Here is an 18035-nt window from a genome sequence, read left to right on the forward strand (position 1 = left end):
CTTTAGATTCGAATGGAAGTGATCCACTGCATTACTTCGATATTAATAGTAATAATTACGATTAAAGGACGAGAAAAATATAGCATACCTATTGGGAATCGTCAACAAATATTTCCAAATAAAATATATTTGTTCAAATGTAATTTTGATGAAACATTGATCGTTGGAAACAGGAACAGAGCTGACACATTGGCGCCAGCCCTAAGCAATAATATTGGAAATACCCGGTTATCATTACAAATATACAGCCTGCTATCTATATAACTACAATGCCGTACAGTTATCCAAAACTGCTGTTGTAAGCTGCATGGGAGTCAGAACTGCCTTTCGCTTGAATCCCTTTTCCTGACCACGAACCACCTTGTACAGCTGGATAACCCTTTCATGCCTGCCATCGTTTCAAGGCTTGCTCCGCTAGTGCTGCCAGCAGATGTGCGCCAATGGGCAGCGCCTGCTCATCTACATCAAAGCCTGGATGATGCCACTCATGCGGACCCGACGTCCCAAGAAAGAGGAACAGGCCCGGTACTTCTTTTTGGTAAAAGGAAAAATCCTCACCTGCCGGCGAAGGCAGCGGTCTGATACTGTTCAGCCCAAGCTCCCGCACAACTTGTTCGGCATCCCTTGCCAGCGATTCATCATTGACCACAGCGGGTGGTCCCTGAATCCAGCGCACTGCCGCAGTTGTGCCGTAGGCTGCAGCCACACCAGTTACGACCTGGTTGAAACGTTCACGGATACGGGAGCGCACCTTCTCGTCAAACGTACGTACGGTACCGTCAAGTATCGCTTCCTCCGGGATGACGTTCCAGGCCGTACCGCTGTTTATTTTTGTAACGCTGAGTACAGCACTCTCCTGAGTACCTACATTCCGGCTGACAATCGCCTGCAGTGCGGTAACGATATGTGCAGCAACCACAATCGGATCAATTCCTGCTTCAGGGACTGCTGCATGAGTGCCGACACCCTGCACTTTGACTACAAATCCATCAGCCGCCGCCATCAGCGCACCCTCACGAATCCCCACGGTGCCTACTCGCAGATCCGGTTTATTGTGTAAACCAAATACAGCCTGAACATCAGCGAGTGCACCGCTCTGAATGACCTGCCTTGCACCTGTCGCCTTCTCCTCCGAAGGTTGGAAAATGAATCTCACTTTCCCCGGCAGACTAGATTCACGCTGTTTCAGTAATCGTGCTGCTCCAATAAGAATCGCGGTATGAGCATCGTGCCCGCATGCATGCATACGACCCGGGATCTGAGAAGCAAACTCCAACCTGGTTTCTTCCTGTATAGGCAGCGCATCAATGTCTGCTCGCAGCGCAGCGACAGGACCGTTCCCCTGTCCGACTTCCGCCACAAGCCCTGTTCGCAGCGGATATTCGTCGGCAATACGAACTCCTTCCTCTTCCAGCCAGCTGCGAATGGCTGCCGTTGTTTCCTTTTCCTCCCCGGACAGCTCCGGGTTGCGATGCAGGTGCCGCCGGATTACAGTCAGATATGCTGCAAACGCCTCCTCCTGCTCCACATTCCCCGCGTTCCCTACCCATGGCAGCACATATTGCTGATCCAACGTTTTGTCATTCTGCAATTGCTCTCTCTGCTCGACCTTATGCTGCTCATCTTTCCACTGCTCCAGCTGCCCTCTAGGCTGCTCCAGATCACTTTTCATCCTGTGCCCTCCTTTCCGCTTAACCTATCCGATCGCTGCTTCCCTTTTCGCTGCCCCATGAGCGGATACCTGCACAAAATCTGGCACACCCTGCGCTGCCAACAGCTCATGCAGTAATTCAAAGGAACGAACACGTTTCGAGAAGTCCCGCGCAGCTGTCGTCACAATAATCTCTTGTATATCAAAATCCTGCTGCAGCTTTAGCAGTGCCTGACCTACCTTTTCTTTGGTGCCGCGAATCACGCTTGGTTCTAGAACTTCAACTCGGTACGACTCGTTAGACTGTCTCCCAAATTCCTCTGCCTGTTCGACGGAACCCACGGTCAGTACTTTGCCGCTCTCCAGATGAATCTTGACCAGTTGATGTTCACTCGCGAGTTGTTCCGCTTCCTGCTCACTCTCGGCTGCAATCAACGATATGGCAAGTGCAGCGTAAGGCTCCTGCCCGCGGGAACGGTCAAAGCGCTCGCGGTAGACCCGAATGGCTTCCAGAGCAACCTCTGTACTGCTGTTAATAAACAGCGAAAAGACGTACGGCAGGCCCAGCTCGGCCGCCATACCTGCGCTGTCTGCACTAGCTCCGAGTATATACAGCTCTGCCGGATTCCCGGATACGGGTGAGGCGCTGAGACCTGCAAATGGATGGGATGCATCTTCAAACGGCTCGTTGTGAATATACCGTCTCACTTGAACGATTTTTTCCTGCAGCGATGCTGCCTCTTGAGTCCCCTGCTGCAGAGCCTGTGTCGAACGGGGCAGTCCTCCCGGTGCACGACCGATGCCCAGATCAATTCGCCCAGGCCCCAGCGCTGCAAGTACATTAAAATTTTCAGCGACCTTGTAGGGACTGTAATGCTGTAACATCACGCCACCAGAACCCAGCCGAATTCGTTTCGTGTGTGCAAGCAAATGAGAGATGAGCACTTCCGGGGAAGAGCCTGCGACATGCTGTCCATCATGATGCTCAGATACCCAGAACCGATGAAAACCAAGCTGCTCTGCCCGCTGTGCCAGCTCAATGGTATGTCGAAATGCTTCTACCGGTGTTTCCCCTTCATAAATCGGGGTCTGGTCCAAAATGCCAACACGGATACTCATATCGTTCTCCTCCTTATATGTGACAGCAGAAGTCATTAATGCAGTTCAATTCACTGCCTTGCCTTTTGATGTATCACGGACTTTCATTTCATCTATAATTGCCGCAGCAGTTCCCCAAAGGGTTCTGCAAATGGCGAAAATTCTTCTTTTAAAGTTACAACACTGATCTGCAGCGATACACCTGCCACCTCATGGACCTGAATTGGGAACAGTTCCTGACGCTGCACCTCCTTCTTCACCGTCAGTCCCGGCAGAAAAGCGATGCCCGCACCCTGCACAACCAGTTTCTTTGCTGTTTCCGAATTATCGACATGATATGTAATGTCCGGCGGATGCTCCAGCGAGTCAAACGCACGGTGAATCCGAAGCCAGTCCAGGGAGCCGCATTCAAAAAAGACCAGCTGCTCCTGCCGGATCGCCTCCATGCTGATATGTCCCCTCTCGATGAAGGGATGCCCTTTGTACACATACAGCTGTATCGGATCTTCGTAGAAGGCGACGGTACGGATGGCAGGGTGCATGACCTTGCGCACAAAAGCCAGATCGATCTCCTGACTGAGCAGTTTGGCAATCAGCTGATCCGCTGCTGCTGTCGTCAGTTTAATGTTGACTTCAGGGTACAACTCCTTGATTCGGGGTAGAAAATCGGGGATGACATAATTGGACACCGATACGGTACTTCCGAGGCGCAGTGCCTCAGGTGTCGTTCTACGCTTCTGAATTTTCTGTCTGCCCTTCTGGATCACCTGCAGCACCTGCTGCGCATACGGCAAAAATTTACGGCCTTCATCCGTCAGCACGATCTGCTTGCCTAGTCGGTCAAACAGCTTGCATCCCAGCTCCCTCTCCAGTGACTGAATGCGTGCTGTAACCGAAGGCTGGGACAAGAAGAGTACTTCAGCCGCCTTATTGAAGCTTCCATAATGATTGATATATACAAACGCTTCAATGTTCTCTATATTCATGGGCGCCTCCGTATCCACGTCCGCAGACGTTTGATGTAAATTGTTCTAAAGGAAATGTCCTTTACATACACATATTTCCCCTATGAAAATACTTGGTTTTACAATATCGTAATCCCACTCTTTTCCAGTGTCAAACTCAATTCTTCCAAAGATCGATCCAGACGTGCAGTAATGTCTGCCGCAAGAGTGAATGTTCCATCCTCATTGCGTTCGATCGTCTGATCCACTGCGTATACGCCGCCAAGGATATGGCGCCCGCCTAGAGCGGTGAGCACAGGTTTTAAGGCGTAATCAATGGCAAGCAAATGTGCAATTGAACCGCCAATGACGAGGGGGAGTGTCACTTTGCCCCGCAGTCCTTCTTGCGGAATCAGATCGAGAAAAAGCTTAAGCACCCCCGAATAAGCTGCCTTATATACAGGTGTCGCCACAATGACAGCATCCGCTGCATCCACAATGGCAAGCGCATCCTGAATGGCCGGGCTGTCGAACTTTGCCTGCAGCAAATCTTCAGCCGGCAGATCGGCAACCTGAATGACTTCAACGGAAATACCAGCTCTATTTAACGTATGGCTGCTGTAATCCGTAAGTCCCGTCAAACGTGAACGCTTCGATGGCGCTCCAGCAATGATAACAACATGGGACATCCTGTTCTCCTCCTTGGGATAGCGGTCAAGCCGCTCCTGTTACTTTGGGATCAAGTCTATCGCGAATATCGTCTCCAATCAGATTTACAGCCAGGACAAATAACGTAATGGCCAGCCCGGGAAATGTGCAAATCCACCAAGCTACCGTCAAATAACCTCTCCCTTGGGACAGCAGCGCACCCCAATCTGGAATTTCTTTCAATACCCCGAGTCCCAGAAAACTGAGTCCAGACCCAGTCAGGATGGATGTACCTACACCCATCGCTGCCATCACGAGCAGCGGAGACAAGGAGTGCGGCAGGACATGTTTCCAGAAAATGCGAGCATTGGAACCCCCCAATGAACGTGTGGCTGTAATGAAGGGCAGGTTTTTGACAGACATCACCTGACCACGCATCACACGGGCGTAACCGGGTATTGAAGCTGCGGCAACAGCCAGTGCGATATTCAGCAGTCCAGGCCCAAGCGCCGCAGCAACCGATAAAGCCAGCAATACACCAGGGACAGCCATGAGAATATCCACCGCCCGCATCGTTACGGTATCGATGATTCCTCCTTTATATCCGGCAATGATACCAAGTGCGCTGCCGACTAGACCGCCAATAAGCACGGAAGCGAATCCGATCAGCAGGGAATCCCTGCTGCCATGCACAACCACACTGAAGATGTCGCGGCCGAAGTAGTCCGTACCGAATAGGTGCGCAGCAGAAGGGGCCTGCAGAATGGCATCTGTCATCATCTGTGTTGGATCATAAGGAGCGATCCAGCCGGGCACGATGGCACAGGCCGCACTGAAAAGGACAATAAGCAGGGCGGTATACAAAAACAATCGCGATACGACGGATGATACACGATGCCGCCAAGGCAGGCGGTTCCATCTCCACAGGCGTGCTTTTACCACGCTTCCTGCCCATGCCTTTTTATGACCCGTCAATGGTTTCATGCTCATAAGAATTAACGCCTCCTTCTGCCTACGCCTGATATGTGCTGTTCCTGATATGTCTGATGGTCTAGGTAAGATGGTATGATGATCCGCATCATGTACGGACAGCCCGCCGAACCCGAGGGTCAATGTACGCATACGAGATGTCTACAAGCAAATTCAACACGACATAAATGATGGATGTAAAAAACACAACGCCCTGCACCACCGGCAGATCCTTTGCCATCAGCGCATCGGCAATAATACGTCCGATCCCCTGTCTGGAGAATACCGTTTCTACAACAACGGTTCCCGCCAGCAAATCCCCGATCAACATACCGATGACTGTCACCGCAGGAATCAGTGCATTACGAAGCGCATGCCCGTACATAATGGTTCGTTCAGACAACCCTTTGGCTCGTAAAGCCACGATGAACGGTTCGTTAATCACTTCAAGCATGCTGTTACGAACCATACGCACAATAAATCCTGCACCGACGAGGCCAAGTGTGGCTGCCGGAAGTATCAATGAACTGAATCCGTCCGAACCCATCGCCGGGAACCAGCCGAGTTGTACGGAAAACAACAGAATAAGGAGAATACCAGTCCAGAACGTTGGCATCGATATGCCAAACAAACCAACGAGCCGAGCCACAACATCAATCACACCGTTCCGGTGAATCGCCGACAGAACGCCAAGTGTAATTCCTATGGTGACAGCGATCAGTGAACTGAGGGCAGTTAATGCCAGTGTTGCGGGGAAATGCTCCACAATTTTGGGCAGTACCGGATCGGAGTTGACCATGGATTGACCAAAATCCCCGCGTAACATATCGCCAAAATAGTTCGCAAACTGGATATAAAAGGGTTGGTCCAGTCCAAGCTGTGCCCGAAGATTGGCAATCATCTCCGGGGTAGCCGAAGACGGGTCCAGCATAAGCAGTACCGGGTCACCCGGCAGCAGATACATGATGCAGTACACCAGCACCGAAGCTCCAAAGATAACGAGAAGCGACGCTGCCAGACGTGAGAAGACCAGTTGAATCATACCGGGATGGCTCCTTTCTGAAACCGGAACAGGCTTACGCCATGTTGGAATTATGGCTGAATAACTTTACTTGGATTATGGCTGAATGCGTACATCATTAAAGAGTGGATAACCAAGTGAATCGAACTGGATACCTTCAACGTTTTTGGATGCAGCAACGGTATACGGAAATACGTATATTGGCAAAATAACAGCTTGTTCAATCAGGTATTTCTGAATCTGACTGTAGATGTCTACCCTTTTCGCCGAATCCGTCTCCACGGCCCCCTGCTCTAACAGTTGATCGATCTTTGGATCAGACAAACCGGATAATGTCGGACGTTCCCCTTCCGCACTCGTATGATAGAAGGCATACAAGGCGTTCGGATCGGAGTTCACCTGGCTGTTGCCGTATAGATCATAATCCCAGTTCTGATAGATCACAGAAGCAATATCTTTGGTAATCACTATGTCTACCGCAATCCCCAACGGTTTCAGCTGCTGCTGGATGATCGCAGCAATGTCATTGCGCTTCTCCCGGTTAGGAGAACCATCTACATAACGCAGGCTCAGCTTCTTCCCGTCTTTGACACGAATTCCGTCAGCCCCTTTGACCCAGCCCTGCTCATCCAGCAGCTGGTTCGCGTGGTTGATATCCGGGGTGATGCTCCCTTCAAGCGCCTTGTCATAGCCGAGAATGCCTGGAGACAATGCTGACCATGCTCGCTCGTAGTTACCCAGATACAAGGTTTTCACAATGGACTCGACATCTACAGCGGACTGTACCGCCTGCCTTACTTTCACATTATCCCATGGTGCCCTGCGCAGATTGAAAAAGAGGGTATACGGTAAACCAACCGTATTGGCCTGCAGCAGCTGCTGGTTCGGATCACTTTTCAACGCAGCGATATTTTGCGGCGGCACGCTTTCTGCGGCAAGTACCTGCTTACTCTGCACACTTCCGATGCGCGTGGCTTCTTCCGGTACAATCTTAAACGTAATCGTATCGATATAAGGAGCGCCTTTGTTTTCGACCGTTTCCGGGCCCCAGTTGTAATCCTTGTTTTTGGCCACAACGATATCCGCATTTTCATCCCATTTCACAAAGGTGTACGGACCCGTGCCAACCGGATTTTTGCCCAGTTGGTCCCCATATTTCTTCGCAGCCGTTGGAGATACGATCCCCAGTAGTGCCTGACTCAAGTTACCCAGGAATGCTTGTGATGGAGCATCCAGGTTGACCTTGATCGTATACTCATCAATGACCTCGGAGGAGCTGTAAGGTCTAATCAGGGCAAGCGAGTTGGCAGCTTTGGTGGCCGGATCAATCACCCGATCCAGATTGTACTTCACCGCTTCGGCGTTAAACGGGGTCCCGTCATGGAACTTCACATCTTCACGCAGCTTGAACGTATAACTTTTGCCATCCTTCGATACACTCCATTCCTTGGCAAGCCAAGGTTTAATAGAGCCATCCGGCAGCTGCACCACCAGATTATCGTAAATCGTACGAATGGCACGTACTGCTACGGCAAGCCCGCTGCGATGCGGGTCAAGCGTATCCGGTGAAGTCGCCAGACCAAAGGTGAGGTTACCTCCTTCTGCCTTTCCAGCCTGCCCCCCGCCAGCGGAAGCCTGTGCCGCACCGCTCGTTTTGCCTCCTGATGCTGCTCCGCATCCGGATAAAACCATCGCCAATACGGCTGCCAATGCCACTGCTTTTATCCATGAAATAGACCTGTTCATATTGCTTCCCCCTCTGTGTATACAGGTGTCATTAATGTGATGCGCTAAGCAAACTTGGATATAATTTATATTTCCTATGAGAAAAGTAGGTTTTAAGGCATGAGAGACTTTATTCACTTTATTAACTCTATGCTCCAGATGCAATTGTGCTTCATTTTACGCTGATTGGAGCACCGCGTTTAAATAACATGAATGAAATCAATTAGATGATGTTCAATTTGGATGACATTCAATTAGATGACGTTAGACTCTCTTCCTGTGTTCTTGCTGCTGTATAACGGTTTACAGGCACCTGAACACCCAAATTGCCGCGCAGCGTGTCGTGCTCATATTCCGTACGATAGATGCCGCGTTCCTGTAGAATCGGCACCACCAGCTCGACAAAGTCGGATAATCCGCTTGGCAGCTCGGAGGCAATGATAAATCCGTCAGCCGCTTCCGATTCGAACCATGCCTGAATTTTGTCCGCTACCTGCTCCGGTGTGCCCAGGAATTGACTCCGTGGGGTTGCAGCCCGCAAAGCGACTTCGCGCAGGGATAGACCTTGTTCTTTGGCATCTTTTTTTATCTTGTCTGTTCCACTGCGGAAGCTGTTGCTGCCTATGCCATCCAGTTCAGGGAACGGTTCATCCAGCGGATATTGGGAGAAATCATGATGCTCGAAGAAACGTCCCAAATAGTCCAGTGCTTTATCAATAGTTACAAGGCTCGCGATCTCCTGATATTTCTGTTCCGCTTCTTCTGCCGTCTGTCCTACAATCGGGTTAATGCCTGGCAAAATGACAATATCTTGCGGCGAACGCCCGTAGGAAGCTGCCCGTGTTTTGACGTCCTTATAGAATGCTTGTGCATCTTCAATATTATCGTGTCCAGTGAATACCGCATCGGCTTCTTGTGCCGCCAGTGTTTTGCCATCCTCCGAAGATCCTGCCTGGAAAATAACCGGCTGTCCCTGCCGTGAACGAGCAATGTTCAATGGCCCCTGTACAGAGAAGAACTCCCCTTCATGGTCCAGGGTGTGCAGTTTGGAAGGATCAAAAAACACACCGCTCTCCTTGTCTCTTACAAATGCATCGTCTTCCCAGGAATCCCACAATCCCTTGGTCACCTGCAAATATTCCTTTGCAATTCGATAACGTTCCGGATGTGTCGGGTGATGACTCTTGCTGTAATTTTTCGCGGTACCTTCCAGGGGGGATGTCACTACGTTCCAGCCTGCACGGCCGTCACTGATCAGATCAAGTGAACCGAACTGTCTGGCGACTGTAAATGGATCACTATAAGATGTGGACAGTGTGCCTACTAGTCCAATGCGTGAAGTTACCGCGGCCAGAGCGGAAAGAATGCTGATCGGCTCAAAGCGATTCAGAAAGTGGGGAATGGATTTTTCGGTAATATATAGGCCATCCGCAATGAATACGAGATCAAACTTGCCCTCTTCAGCCTTGAGCGCCTGACGTTTGTAAAATCCAAAGTTTACACTGGCATCGGATAGAACCTCCGGGTGTCTCCAGGTTGTGTTACTTCCCCCAACGCCATGAATGATGGCTCCAAACTTCAAACTGCGTTTTGCTGTCATATGCACTCCGCCTTCCCTGAAATAGGTGTTTTATTGACATGGATATGAGTATCCGGGTGGACTTATAGAAGATGATCTTTAGAAGTTGATCTATAGGAGTTGATCTATAGGAGTCGATTTGTAGACTTTGTGGAGACAAAGACAGTTAGGCCTATACACTTCAAATACAAAATTCAAGTCATTCATCAAGCAAAAATTCTAAATTACATTAATCCTATGAGTTTGGTTTGTTTTAATTTCACACAGCTTATCACTGCCCCGCACACCGGTCAACAGTGCTTCTAATAGATTTTTTCTATAACCACATCAGAGATGTATATAAGCGGTACAACGATCCCTTTTTTAATTAAAATGAGAAATGCCGAAGGCTGGTATGGAAGTTGATATCCTCTAACAAGGAGTCATCCAATAATCTGTGACCTTACATTCATGCTGCTCCATGCCGTTCGTCGTCTCCATTCCATCCCATCCCGCTCATCCTGACCCATGTACAGCGCAGCTGCCTACTCTCCTAATGCTAAGGTTCAGATCTAAACCCTCGTGCAGCTCAAACGGCTGCTGCTTCATCGGGCTGTGTCAGAAGTGCGGCTAATTTCCCCAGGTCAGGTTCCAGCAAGGCTTCATACTTTCCATCACGGCCCACTTCAATGACAGGTACATGCCGTATACCGTATTTTGCTTCAAGCACATCCCGCAGTACATCGTTTCCCTGTACTTCAATGTTCTCAAACGGCTGGTTCTGTTCAGCCAGAAATGCTTTGACCTGCGCGCAGAAATGACATCCCGCTTTGCTCCACAACACCACTTTTTTGGATGATGACATCGACATACCTCCTAAGTTTCATAAAGGAAATCCAGATGCTTAGATGATCCAGACCCTCAATTCCTATCTGTTAAATAAGGATTGTGGCTATAAATGTACTCCTGTGCTTCCGCAGGGTCAATGCTTCGGTTAATAGAATAATCCTATAACAGAATCGAAAAATTATATTTTAATTTTAAAATTCAAGTGGAGAGCATGGCTGTCCCGTTTCCCTGTCTGTATGTAGATGACGAGCCGACCATGCAGAACCTGATGCGGAATGAACCCGGTCAGCGCGTGCGAAAGGACACGTTCCATTTCGTTCGGTTCATCCCGCATATAAGCATTTTGCTGATTCCAAAAACACAGCTCACTACAAATCCTTGTTCAGCAGCTGAGGCGGAGCAATAATCGGCCACCCTTCCGGTATTCGATGGAGCTGTTCACCCGGCATCTGGCGTACATGTCCGGGCTTAACTCCCCAGCTTTCCGCCGCATAACCGGATGCGAATTTTCTTCGTCTGCCTCCGCTGATCAGATACCATATCTCGGGTGCTTCCGCAGCCGCAGCAATGCTTCCTTCTCCCCCGACCATATCTGAATTCGAATCGAGCACAGTCAGAGGAGAATGATCAGGTTCGAGCGGCCAATTCCGAATGTCACTGGCAGACACCAACGGCTCACCTGCGGCTGTGCCCAGCAGATCAGGTTTGGCTGCAAGAACTGGCGAAATACCGCGCGGAACAGGAATGTTGAGCTTTCGGCGCTGCCCGCCTTCTAGTAAATAGACATCCCCTTTGAGATCAGCAAGGTATGCACCTTCGGGATAGAAATCACTGCTTCGTCTGAATGGTGATTTCTCATGATTATTTTCAGAAAAAAACACCACTGCCCGCTGGCGCAGATCATCCTTAGCTGCTGAGGATACTGTATATGTCTGAAATTGAGATGGCCTATTCAAGTCATATGTCTCGGCAATCCTGCAGGTTTCGGCGATGAGCGCCTGAGGATCTCCCCATTTCTGGCTGTAAAATTGTTCATTCCCTTGGTTAACGGTGTGAAAATCCTGCTCTCCGAGCGCTTTCATGCTGACACTCCCAAAATGATGAATAAAGGCATCACCCGCCACAGCAAGCTTGTATCCCAGCATTCGCACCCGTACAATCCAATCATCATCTTCAAAGTTGCCAACAGCATAACCCTCATCCAAATAACCCGTACGTTCAAACAGCTCTCTGGAAAACAACCAGCAGAATCCGACAAGCCGGTCCGTTAACCGGTGTTTCCCTGCATCCGGCCTGTTCTGTCTGGCAGCAAAAGACCACATCTCCTGCACTTCACGATAAGGCACCTCAATCTGCTGATCTCCGCCAATATAATTGGTTACAGGACCTACCACACCGATCTGCGGGTCACTCCGGAGACAAGTCATCATATTTTCCAGCCAGCCTGGTGTAACCAGGGTATCGTTGTTCAGTACGACAATATGCCGCCCTTTGGCCATCATCAACCCCTGATTGACTCCGCCCGCGAATCCCCGGTTTTTCTCCAGTGCGGCCACCCGGACCATACCGCCTTGGCGAAGCAGTGCCTCCGCCGTACCATCCTGCGAAGCATTGTCAACAACGATGATTTCATAAGGAGCAGGGGTATGTTTTTCAATGCTGGATACACACTGCAGTACATAGTCACGCTGATTGTACGTCGGAATGATGATGCTGACCCCTTCAAAAATAAGCCCAAATGAGTTCTGTCCTTGACGCATACCATCTTCGTATCCCCGGTCATATCCCTGCCTGTAAAGTCTGGTGCTTCGAAGACCTCGGTGGCTCCTTTTGCCTTTGCGCGTGGAATTGCGCCGCTTACGGCCGCCCGCGGCATGAAGTACAACCGAAGCTGATGCCCGTTTACGATGAGGATGGCTGCTTGTTAAGGGTGTATCCTTTCTAAGCCTGCTGCTCTGCTTTGAGCCGTTCTGTCTGTTTTTCCTTGCATGACTAGGCTGTTTTTCCGTTATTTTCATGCTGCTTCCCCCGATCCACTCGTTCCCGGGACAGGACTTCATTGATCTCAATATCCTGTCCGGGACGATCCACTAGAGTTGAAGCTCTCCTGTTACCAATTTATCTGCCAAGTGTCCAAAATCCAGAGCAGCTCTGCCCAGTTCTCCTGCAATGCGCTGGCACAGCACTACGGCTGGAATGCCTGCTGCGACCAGAGCGATATCAAAAGCATATGCCGCAGTCTGCTGCATCACCCGCGAAACATCTGCCATACCTGCCACGGCCGGAATAATGCCCGTGACCTGAACCCCATGGTGATGAAGCAGGACACCAAGTTCTGCTGCCCGGCTCCCGATCAGCAGCACGCGCCGTCCCTGAAGGATTGGCAGCAGCAGCCGGGATTGATGCAAGCCGTAATTAATCGTGGAGCTGGTCAATTTCAGACCGGACCAGTCAATCCCAAAATGACGCAGTACCGGGAATAACAGTCCCTGAAACGTAGGTGCGCGTGAAATCGGCACGCCCACCCAGTCTGCCCCCCGGACGGCTTCCGCAAGCGCCGCACGGATGTCCGGCGTAGAGCACGGCACCCCTGCATACGGCAGAAACGGTGCCAGCTCATACACTTCCTGAGCTGGCAGCACGGTATCCGCTGCCAGCGTAAGCAGTTCGCCATCCCCGAGGCGAACGACAGAAAAGGGGCGCCGCGCATCCAGCGCCGCCACGATGTGACCAGCCATCTCATGAGGGCTGGTCAGCCGGGTCAGGCTGGGCGCGTACTGGCGGAATCCCGCCGCGATCAAATCTGCCGCCGCGACAGCGGGCAGGATGTGATCCGGCGGGATGTGCTGCGCCACCAGCGCCTCGCCCCCGGCGTACACGCCGTCGCGGTAGCCCGCGGCGTAACCGCCGGGCACGGCCGCCTGCACGGCATGCTGCGCTGCCGCCGGCGGCTCGCCGTTTGCGCTGCCCGCGCTCGCGGCAGCGCCTTCCCGCCCCGCGGGCACGACGACACCCGTTAGGGGTGTCGTTTCACGCGGTGCTGGATTGGGCGCACGGCGCATCGCCGTGCGCTGCTTGGCGCGGGCAGCGGCGCGGCGGCCCTGCGCGGAGGCGTGCCTGCGCTGGGCCGTGCCTTGGCGCGTGCGGCCCCGGGCCGGGCCCGCCAGCGCTGCACGGCTGGCCCGGCCTGCTCTGCCCGCGCTTACCCTCTTTTGCGGTATCCTGCCTGCCTGCCCCACCCTGACCGATCTCCCAGTCTTACCTCCATCCCTCCTGCTGCCTGTTCTTGCTTCACCTTTCACACGCCCCACTTCCCTGCATTCTTCACTTGTATCACCCTACCTGCACCCTTCACGCCCTGTGTTTTACTTCCACGGTGATGCATCAACCCTGTGGATATAACTGCTCTCACACCATTCACTCCTTGTGCATGGAAAAGGATGGCCGCTGGCGCTGCACAAAATGCCGGAGCTTTCTTCAAGGCTCCGGCACAAGCTCTGCATGATCAGGTACCGCACAGCGGCTGTAACATGTTATTCGGGATTAAGGCAGCTGCCCTTTCATGCGCACGGCTGCCTCCTGGAGCGATTCGAAAGTGCCGGCATCGCTCCAGTATTTTTGCAAAATATCGTACTCCAGTCCACCGCTGGAAGCATAATGGTTGTTCACATCCGTAATCTCCAGCTCTCCGCGTGCAGACGGTGTAATGTTGTGAATCAGCTTAAACACATGATCGTCATACATGTATATGCCGGTCACACAGTAAGAGGTCTTCGGCTGACTTGGCTTTTCTTCAATGTACGCAATGCGTTCCGGATGCTGTTCATCGAAGACAGGCACCCCGTAACGTCGTGCGTCATCCACGCCTTTAAGCAGTACACGTGCCGTACCTGCAGGCTGCTGCATATATCGGTCCACATACGGTTTCAAATCATCGCTGAACAGATTATCTCCCAGCAGCACCACAAATTTTTCACCCGGAAGAATAAACGAGGATGCCAGATCAAGCGCTTCGGCAATGCCACCCGCCTTTTCCTGAATGCGATATGTTAATCTGACCCCGTGGTCCGCCCCTCCTCCAAGATACTCTGTATACAAGCCTGCGGAATGTTTGTTAATGACAATCAGGATCTCCTCAATCCCTGCCTGACGAAGCCTGTCGATGCCATACATTATCATCGGATGTTTACCGACGGGAAGCAGATGTTTGTTAATAAGCCGGGTCAGAGGGTACAGCCTGGTCCCTGTGCCACCAGCAAGAATTACACCTTTCATTCCTTGTTCCCTCCTTCATCGGATATGTCCATAAATTCACGCGGATCGACATGCCATTTATTTATGAAAATGGAGCGATTACGCTCCAGTAATAGTTTCCATTCGTGCGGGTCCGTCTTCTGAAAACTCGCGCTGCCCTGATGATGTACAAGAACATCGCCGCATACCAGCAGCCGGAAGCCCTGCAGCCTTGCCCGGTAACAGTAGTCATCATCTTCATAGTGTCCCGGAGAGTAAGCTTCGTCAAGCCATCCCACCGCATCCAGCACACTTCGTTTGATCAGCATACAGAGTCCAACAATTCGGCGTACTTCCTTCCACCTTGATGCATCCGAAACATTATGGGCTGCGGCCAGTTCCTGAAAATGTTCCACATTCCGGAACACCACGTCCACCTGCTGCGTGCCGCTGGCATAGTTGGTAACCGGACCGATGATGCCAATGCGCTCATCACTGTACAGTGCAGTACGCATATTCTCCAGCCAGCGTGCCGTAACCGTTACATCGTTGTTCAGCAGCAGCAGCTCATCTCCACAGGCAGCCCTCAGTCCAGCATTACAGGCGGCTGGGAAACCGCGATTCTCGGGTAAACGAACAAACCGGATTCGCTCCATCGCACAATATTCGGCAGTGCCATCTGTCGAACCATTATCCACAACGATAATTTCGTACGGTGTGCATTCCCCTGTATGCGTTCTGATCGCATCCACACAAGGCTTCAGCAGGGAAAGTCCATTATACGTCGGTATGACTATACTGGTCAGCGTCATCTCGCGTTCCTCCTGTAAGCTACCTCTGTACGGGAAGGCGTGTTGGCCTGAACTGCATTTGTATTCCGTTCCAGCCAGGCAGCCAGTGCTTCCAGGTGATCCCCCAGAATCAGCCTGGCTACATCATTTCCACGGCCCGTATTCCCGGGACGCAGCCGGTTCGAGCGAATGACGTCCACTTGATAGGGAGCGGACACCTGCAGCCCCTGCTGTACTGCCAGCATCTGGGCCATAGGCGGTACAGCGAGTGACGCAGGTTTTACCGCCTGAATCATACGTCTGGATACGGCATGGGGCACAGCGGTCATTGAATTGGAACCAAGATCCCGCCGACCTAACGTGTGATTCAAATACGCTTTGATACGGCTGACCTCATCCTGTTTGGCAAATGGCGGAAGCAGGGACGTCAGATCATTTAACGCGACATCCTGCCCCCGATCAATCGTAAATAGAAACGGTGCCAGCTGCTCAGCAGGGACGACCATGTCCCCATCCACAAACAGAACGGTCTCCGCATCTGTCATTTTGACTCCAAGTGCACGCCCCACATCATGTCCTGCCCGATCCGGTTCATACACAAGTGTAATGCCCGGATGCTGCAGCACGTGCCCGAGGCTGTTATCCGTTGTTCCGTTTAATACGACTACAATATCCCGGAGCGGCAGGCGACGCAGCTGCCTCAGCACCTGCCCAAGCGTACGCTCCTCATTGCAGGCACAGACTACGGCTGCAGCAGCATGGCGGAGGGGCAGCGGTACGATATCAGATGCACGGCCCGAGGTTTGTGCATAACCCTGCATAAATGCGCTGCCTGCCTGTAACGCTGCGCCGACGCTGTCCAGCTCCGGCAGTTCTGCCGCATATGCTTGCCATGCCTGAGAAGCATGTTTATCCGGCAGATCGACATCTGCCTGAAACTGTTTGCCTGCAAGCCGGCCTGCACGTCGAAACGGATGCAGATCCAGCATCATCTGCCGGGTCTTTCCCGCAGGCTTCCGGCGCGGTTTGCTTTTTCCACGTGTCTGCTGTCTTTTTCGCAGCCTTCCGGCAGCCATAAGCCTTGATCGCATCTGTCTTCGAGCCCCTGCTCCTGATCGTGTTTTCATTGCTGTCACCTCCATCATGCTGCGCCACTGTCATATAACCCGATCTCAGGATTTACCTACCTGACGCTCCCCTTCTACCTGCACAGGCTGCGAACACGATTCAGATCAGGATAACCCCCTCGGGGACCGCGTGTATCCGTAATCCAGCGGATCGCCTCCAGGTGATCCTGCAGTACCACTTGACTTAGCGGATCAGCGCCGCTTCGTTTCTTCATACGAACCGCATTCCATTTCCCCACGGGAACATGATGAACAGCCTCCACCCGCAGTCCCCCAAGGATGGCCTTTGCATGAGCAAGCGGTGGAACTTCCAATGCTGCTAAACCGATGACCTCCAGCGCCTTTCGGTTAAGCGCGTGAGGAATGGCTGTCATGGAAGCCCCGCCAAGATCGGATCTGGACAGCAGACTGTTCAGCACATGTTTCGCTTCAACGACGGGATGTACGGGACTTCGTGTCACCGGGCCGTTGTAATCGTTCAACGCGGCGTCCACCCCTTTTAAAACCGCCTGCACGTAAGGCGCCAAATGTTCAGCCGGAATCGGTATATCTGCATCGGTAAACAGCAGTATCTGCCCTTTTGCTGCGGCCGCTCCTGCTCTACGGCCTCCGTCATGCCCAAGCGCTTCCGGGTACTGGAGCACACGCGCCCCTGCCCGTTCCGCTTCGCTCGCCGTTCTATCGGTTGATCCGTTCACAATGACCAGCACTTCTGCATCGCGGCATATACGTGCTGCCTCGCGGACTACAGCTCCAATCGTGCGTTCTTCGTTCATGGCCGGAATAATCACCGATAACAGCGGCTGCAGTACAGCTTTCACATCTGGTTGAACGGCTCCCTGAACCAAGTCATGTGCTTCTCTCCGATCGCTCAGCAGCAATGAATCATTAGATGGTATGGTGAGGGCATAGGCCATTGTACCCTTTTTTCTTGGAGAATGATTTCGTCTCTTGCCTGACGTACTTCTGGTACGTTTTTTACCTGTTTTTTCTGAAAAATGGACTATTTTCCGGTGTTTCCGCAACCAATTTCACCTCCCGCAATCCATCCTGATCATGCCAAGGGAGTACACGTTATTCTATGTATTCGTGGAGCAGTGGAAACGGCGTATGTCCTTGCAGCAGGCAGGTTCTGTGTCGTGATACAGACATACAGGCCTTTCGCCTGTGACATCATTCGTCAAAAAATTCAAAAATGACGCCTGTTCCCTGTCCTTAGACACAATTTTCTAAAAAATCTAAAATTGCATCTTTTCCAAACTTTTACACTGTGATACTATACGATTCAAGCCGATAGATTTACATTTTTAGTCTTAGACAGAACTTGTGTTCCCAATCTATTTTTCTGTCTATTTATTGACCTTCGGTTAGTTAAGATGTTTATTCTCCTCACATGCGGCTGGCCGCAGAGGATGATCTTG

Annotated in this window: 15 protein-coding genes; all 15 read right to left on the minus strand. The window is 51.6% G+C overall.

Annotated features, from left to right (window positions below; genetic code table 11):
* Positions 1-382: 382 nt before the first annotated feature.
* Positions 383-1672, minus strand: coding sequence for an amidohydrolase (locus tag MKY97_RS23380; RefSeq protein ID WP_342552631.1), 1290 nt, complete (start codon positions 1670-1672; stop codon positions 383-385).
* Between the two features lie 24 nt (positions 1673-1696).
* Positions 1697-2770 (minus strand): LLM class flavin-dependent oxidoreductase, encoded by a 1074-nt coding sequence (locus tag MKY97_RS23385; RefSeq protein ID WP_342552632.1) that lies wholly within the window; start codon positions 2768-2770, stop codon positions 1697-1699.
* 92 nt (positions 2771-2862) lie between these two features.
* A complete protein-coding gene (locus MKY97_RS23390; protein ID WP_342552633.1) occupies positions 2863-3735 on the minus strand; it encodes a LysR family transcriptional regulator in 873 nt (290 codons plus the stop codon).
* A gap of 98 nt (positions 3736-3833) precedes the next feature.
* Positions 3834-4382, minus strand: coding sequence for an NADPH-dependent FMN reductase (gene ssuE, locus MKY97_RS23395; protein ID WP_342552634.1), 549 nt, complete (start codon positions 4380-4382; stop codon positions 3834-3836).
* 25 nt (positions 4383-4407) lie between these two features.
* The gene (locus tag MKY97_RS23400) at positions 4408-5331 is read right to left on the minus strand and encodes an ABC transporter permease (RefSeq protein ID WP_342552635.1); all 924 of its coding nucleotides are present in this window, start codon (positions 5329-5331) and stop codon (positions 4408-4410) included.
* Between the two features lie 88 nt (positions 5332-5419).
* Positions 5420-6352 carry an ABC transporter permease gene (locus MKY97_RS23405; RefSeq protein WP_342552636.1) on the minus strand — a complete coding sequence of 311 codons (933 nt, stop codon included), beginning with the start codon at positions 6350-6352 and terminating at the stop codon, positions 5420-5422.
* 75 nt (positions 6353-6427) lie between these two features.
* Entirely contained in the window at positions 6428-8077 is a 1650-nt protein-coding gene (locus MKY97_RS23410) for an ABC transporter substrate-binding protein (RefSeq protein ID WP_342552637.1), read from the minus strand.
* A gap of 229 nt (positions 8078-8306) precedes the next feature.
* Positions 8307-9656 (minus strand): LLM class flavin-dependent oxidoreductase, encoded by a 1350-nt coding sequence (locus tag MKY97_RS23415; protein WP_342552638.1) that lies wholly within the window; start codon positions 9654-9656, stop codon positions 8307-8309.
* A 547-nt stretch (positions 9657-10203) separates the two neighbouring features.
* On the minus strand, positions 10204-10479 hold the full coding sequence (locus tag MKY97_RS23420; RefSeq protein WP_342552639.1) for a glutaredoxin family protein: 276 nt from the start codon (positions 10477-10479) through the stop codon (positions 10204-10206).
* Positions 10480-10831: 352 nt separating this feature from the next.
* Complete coding sequence (locus tag MKY97_RS23425) at positions 10832-12481, minus strand: glycosyltransferase family 2 protein (protein WP_342552640.1); 1650 nt, start codon at positions 12479-12481, stop codon at positions 10832-10834.
* A 72-nt stretch (positions 12482-12553) separates the two neighbouring features.
* The gene (locus tag MKY97_RS23430) at positions 12554-13525 is read right to left on the minus strand and encodes a GT-D fold domain-containing glycosyltransferase (protein ID WP_342552641.1); all 972 of its coding nucleotides are present in this window, start codon (positions 13523-13525) and stop codon (positions 12554-12556) included.
* A gap of 481 nt (positions 13526-14006) precedes the next feature.
* Positions 14007-14738, minus strand: coding sequence for a sugar phosphate nucleotidyltransferase (locus MKY97_RS23435; protein WP_342552642.1), 732 nt, complete (start codon positions 14736-14738; stop codon positions 14007-14009).
* Entirely contained in the window at positions 14735-15508 is a 774-nt protein-coding gene (locus tag MKY97_RS23440; protein WP_342552643.1) for a glycosyltransferase family 2 protein, read from the minus strand. Before MKY97_RS23440 ends, MKY97_RS23435 begins: the two co-directional genes overlap by 4 nt.
* On the minus strand, positions 15505-16614 hold the full coding sequence (locus MKY97_RS23445; protein ID WP_342552644.1) for a glycosyltransferase family A protein: 1110 nt from the start codon (positions 16612-16614) through the stop codon (positions 15505-15507). Before MKY97_RS23445 ends, MKY97_RS23440 begins: the two co-directional genes overlap by 4 nt.
* Before the next feature lie 74 nt (positions 16615-16688).
* Entirely contained in the window at positions 16689-17639 is a 951-nt protein-coding gene (locus tag MKY97_RS23450; protein WP_342552645.1) for a glycosyltransferase, read from the minus strand.
* Positions 17640-18035: the final 396 nt, after the last annotated feature.

It is taken from the genome of Paenibacillus sp. FSL R7-0652, from assembly GCF_038595045.1.
Lineage (GTDB): Bacteria > Bacillota > Bacilli > Paenibacillales > Paenibacillaceae > Paenibacillus.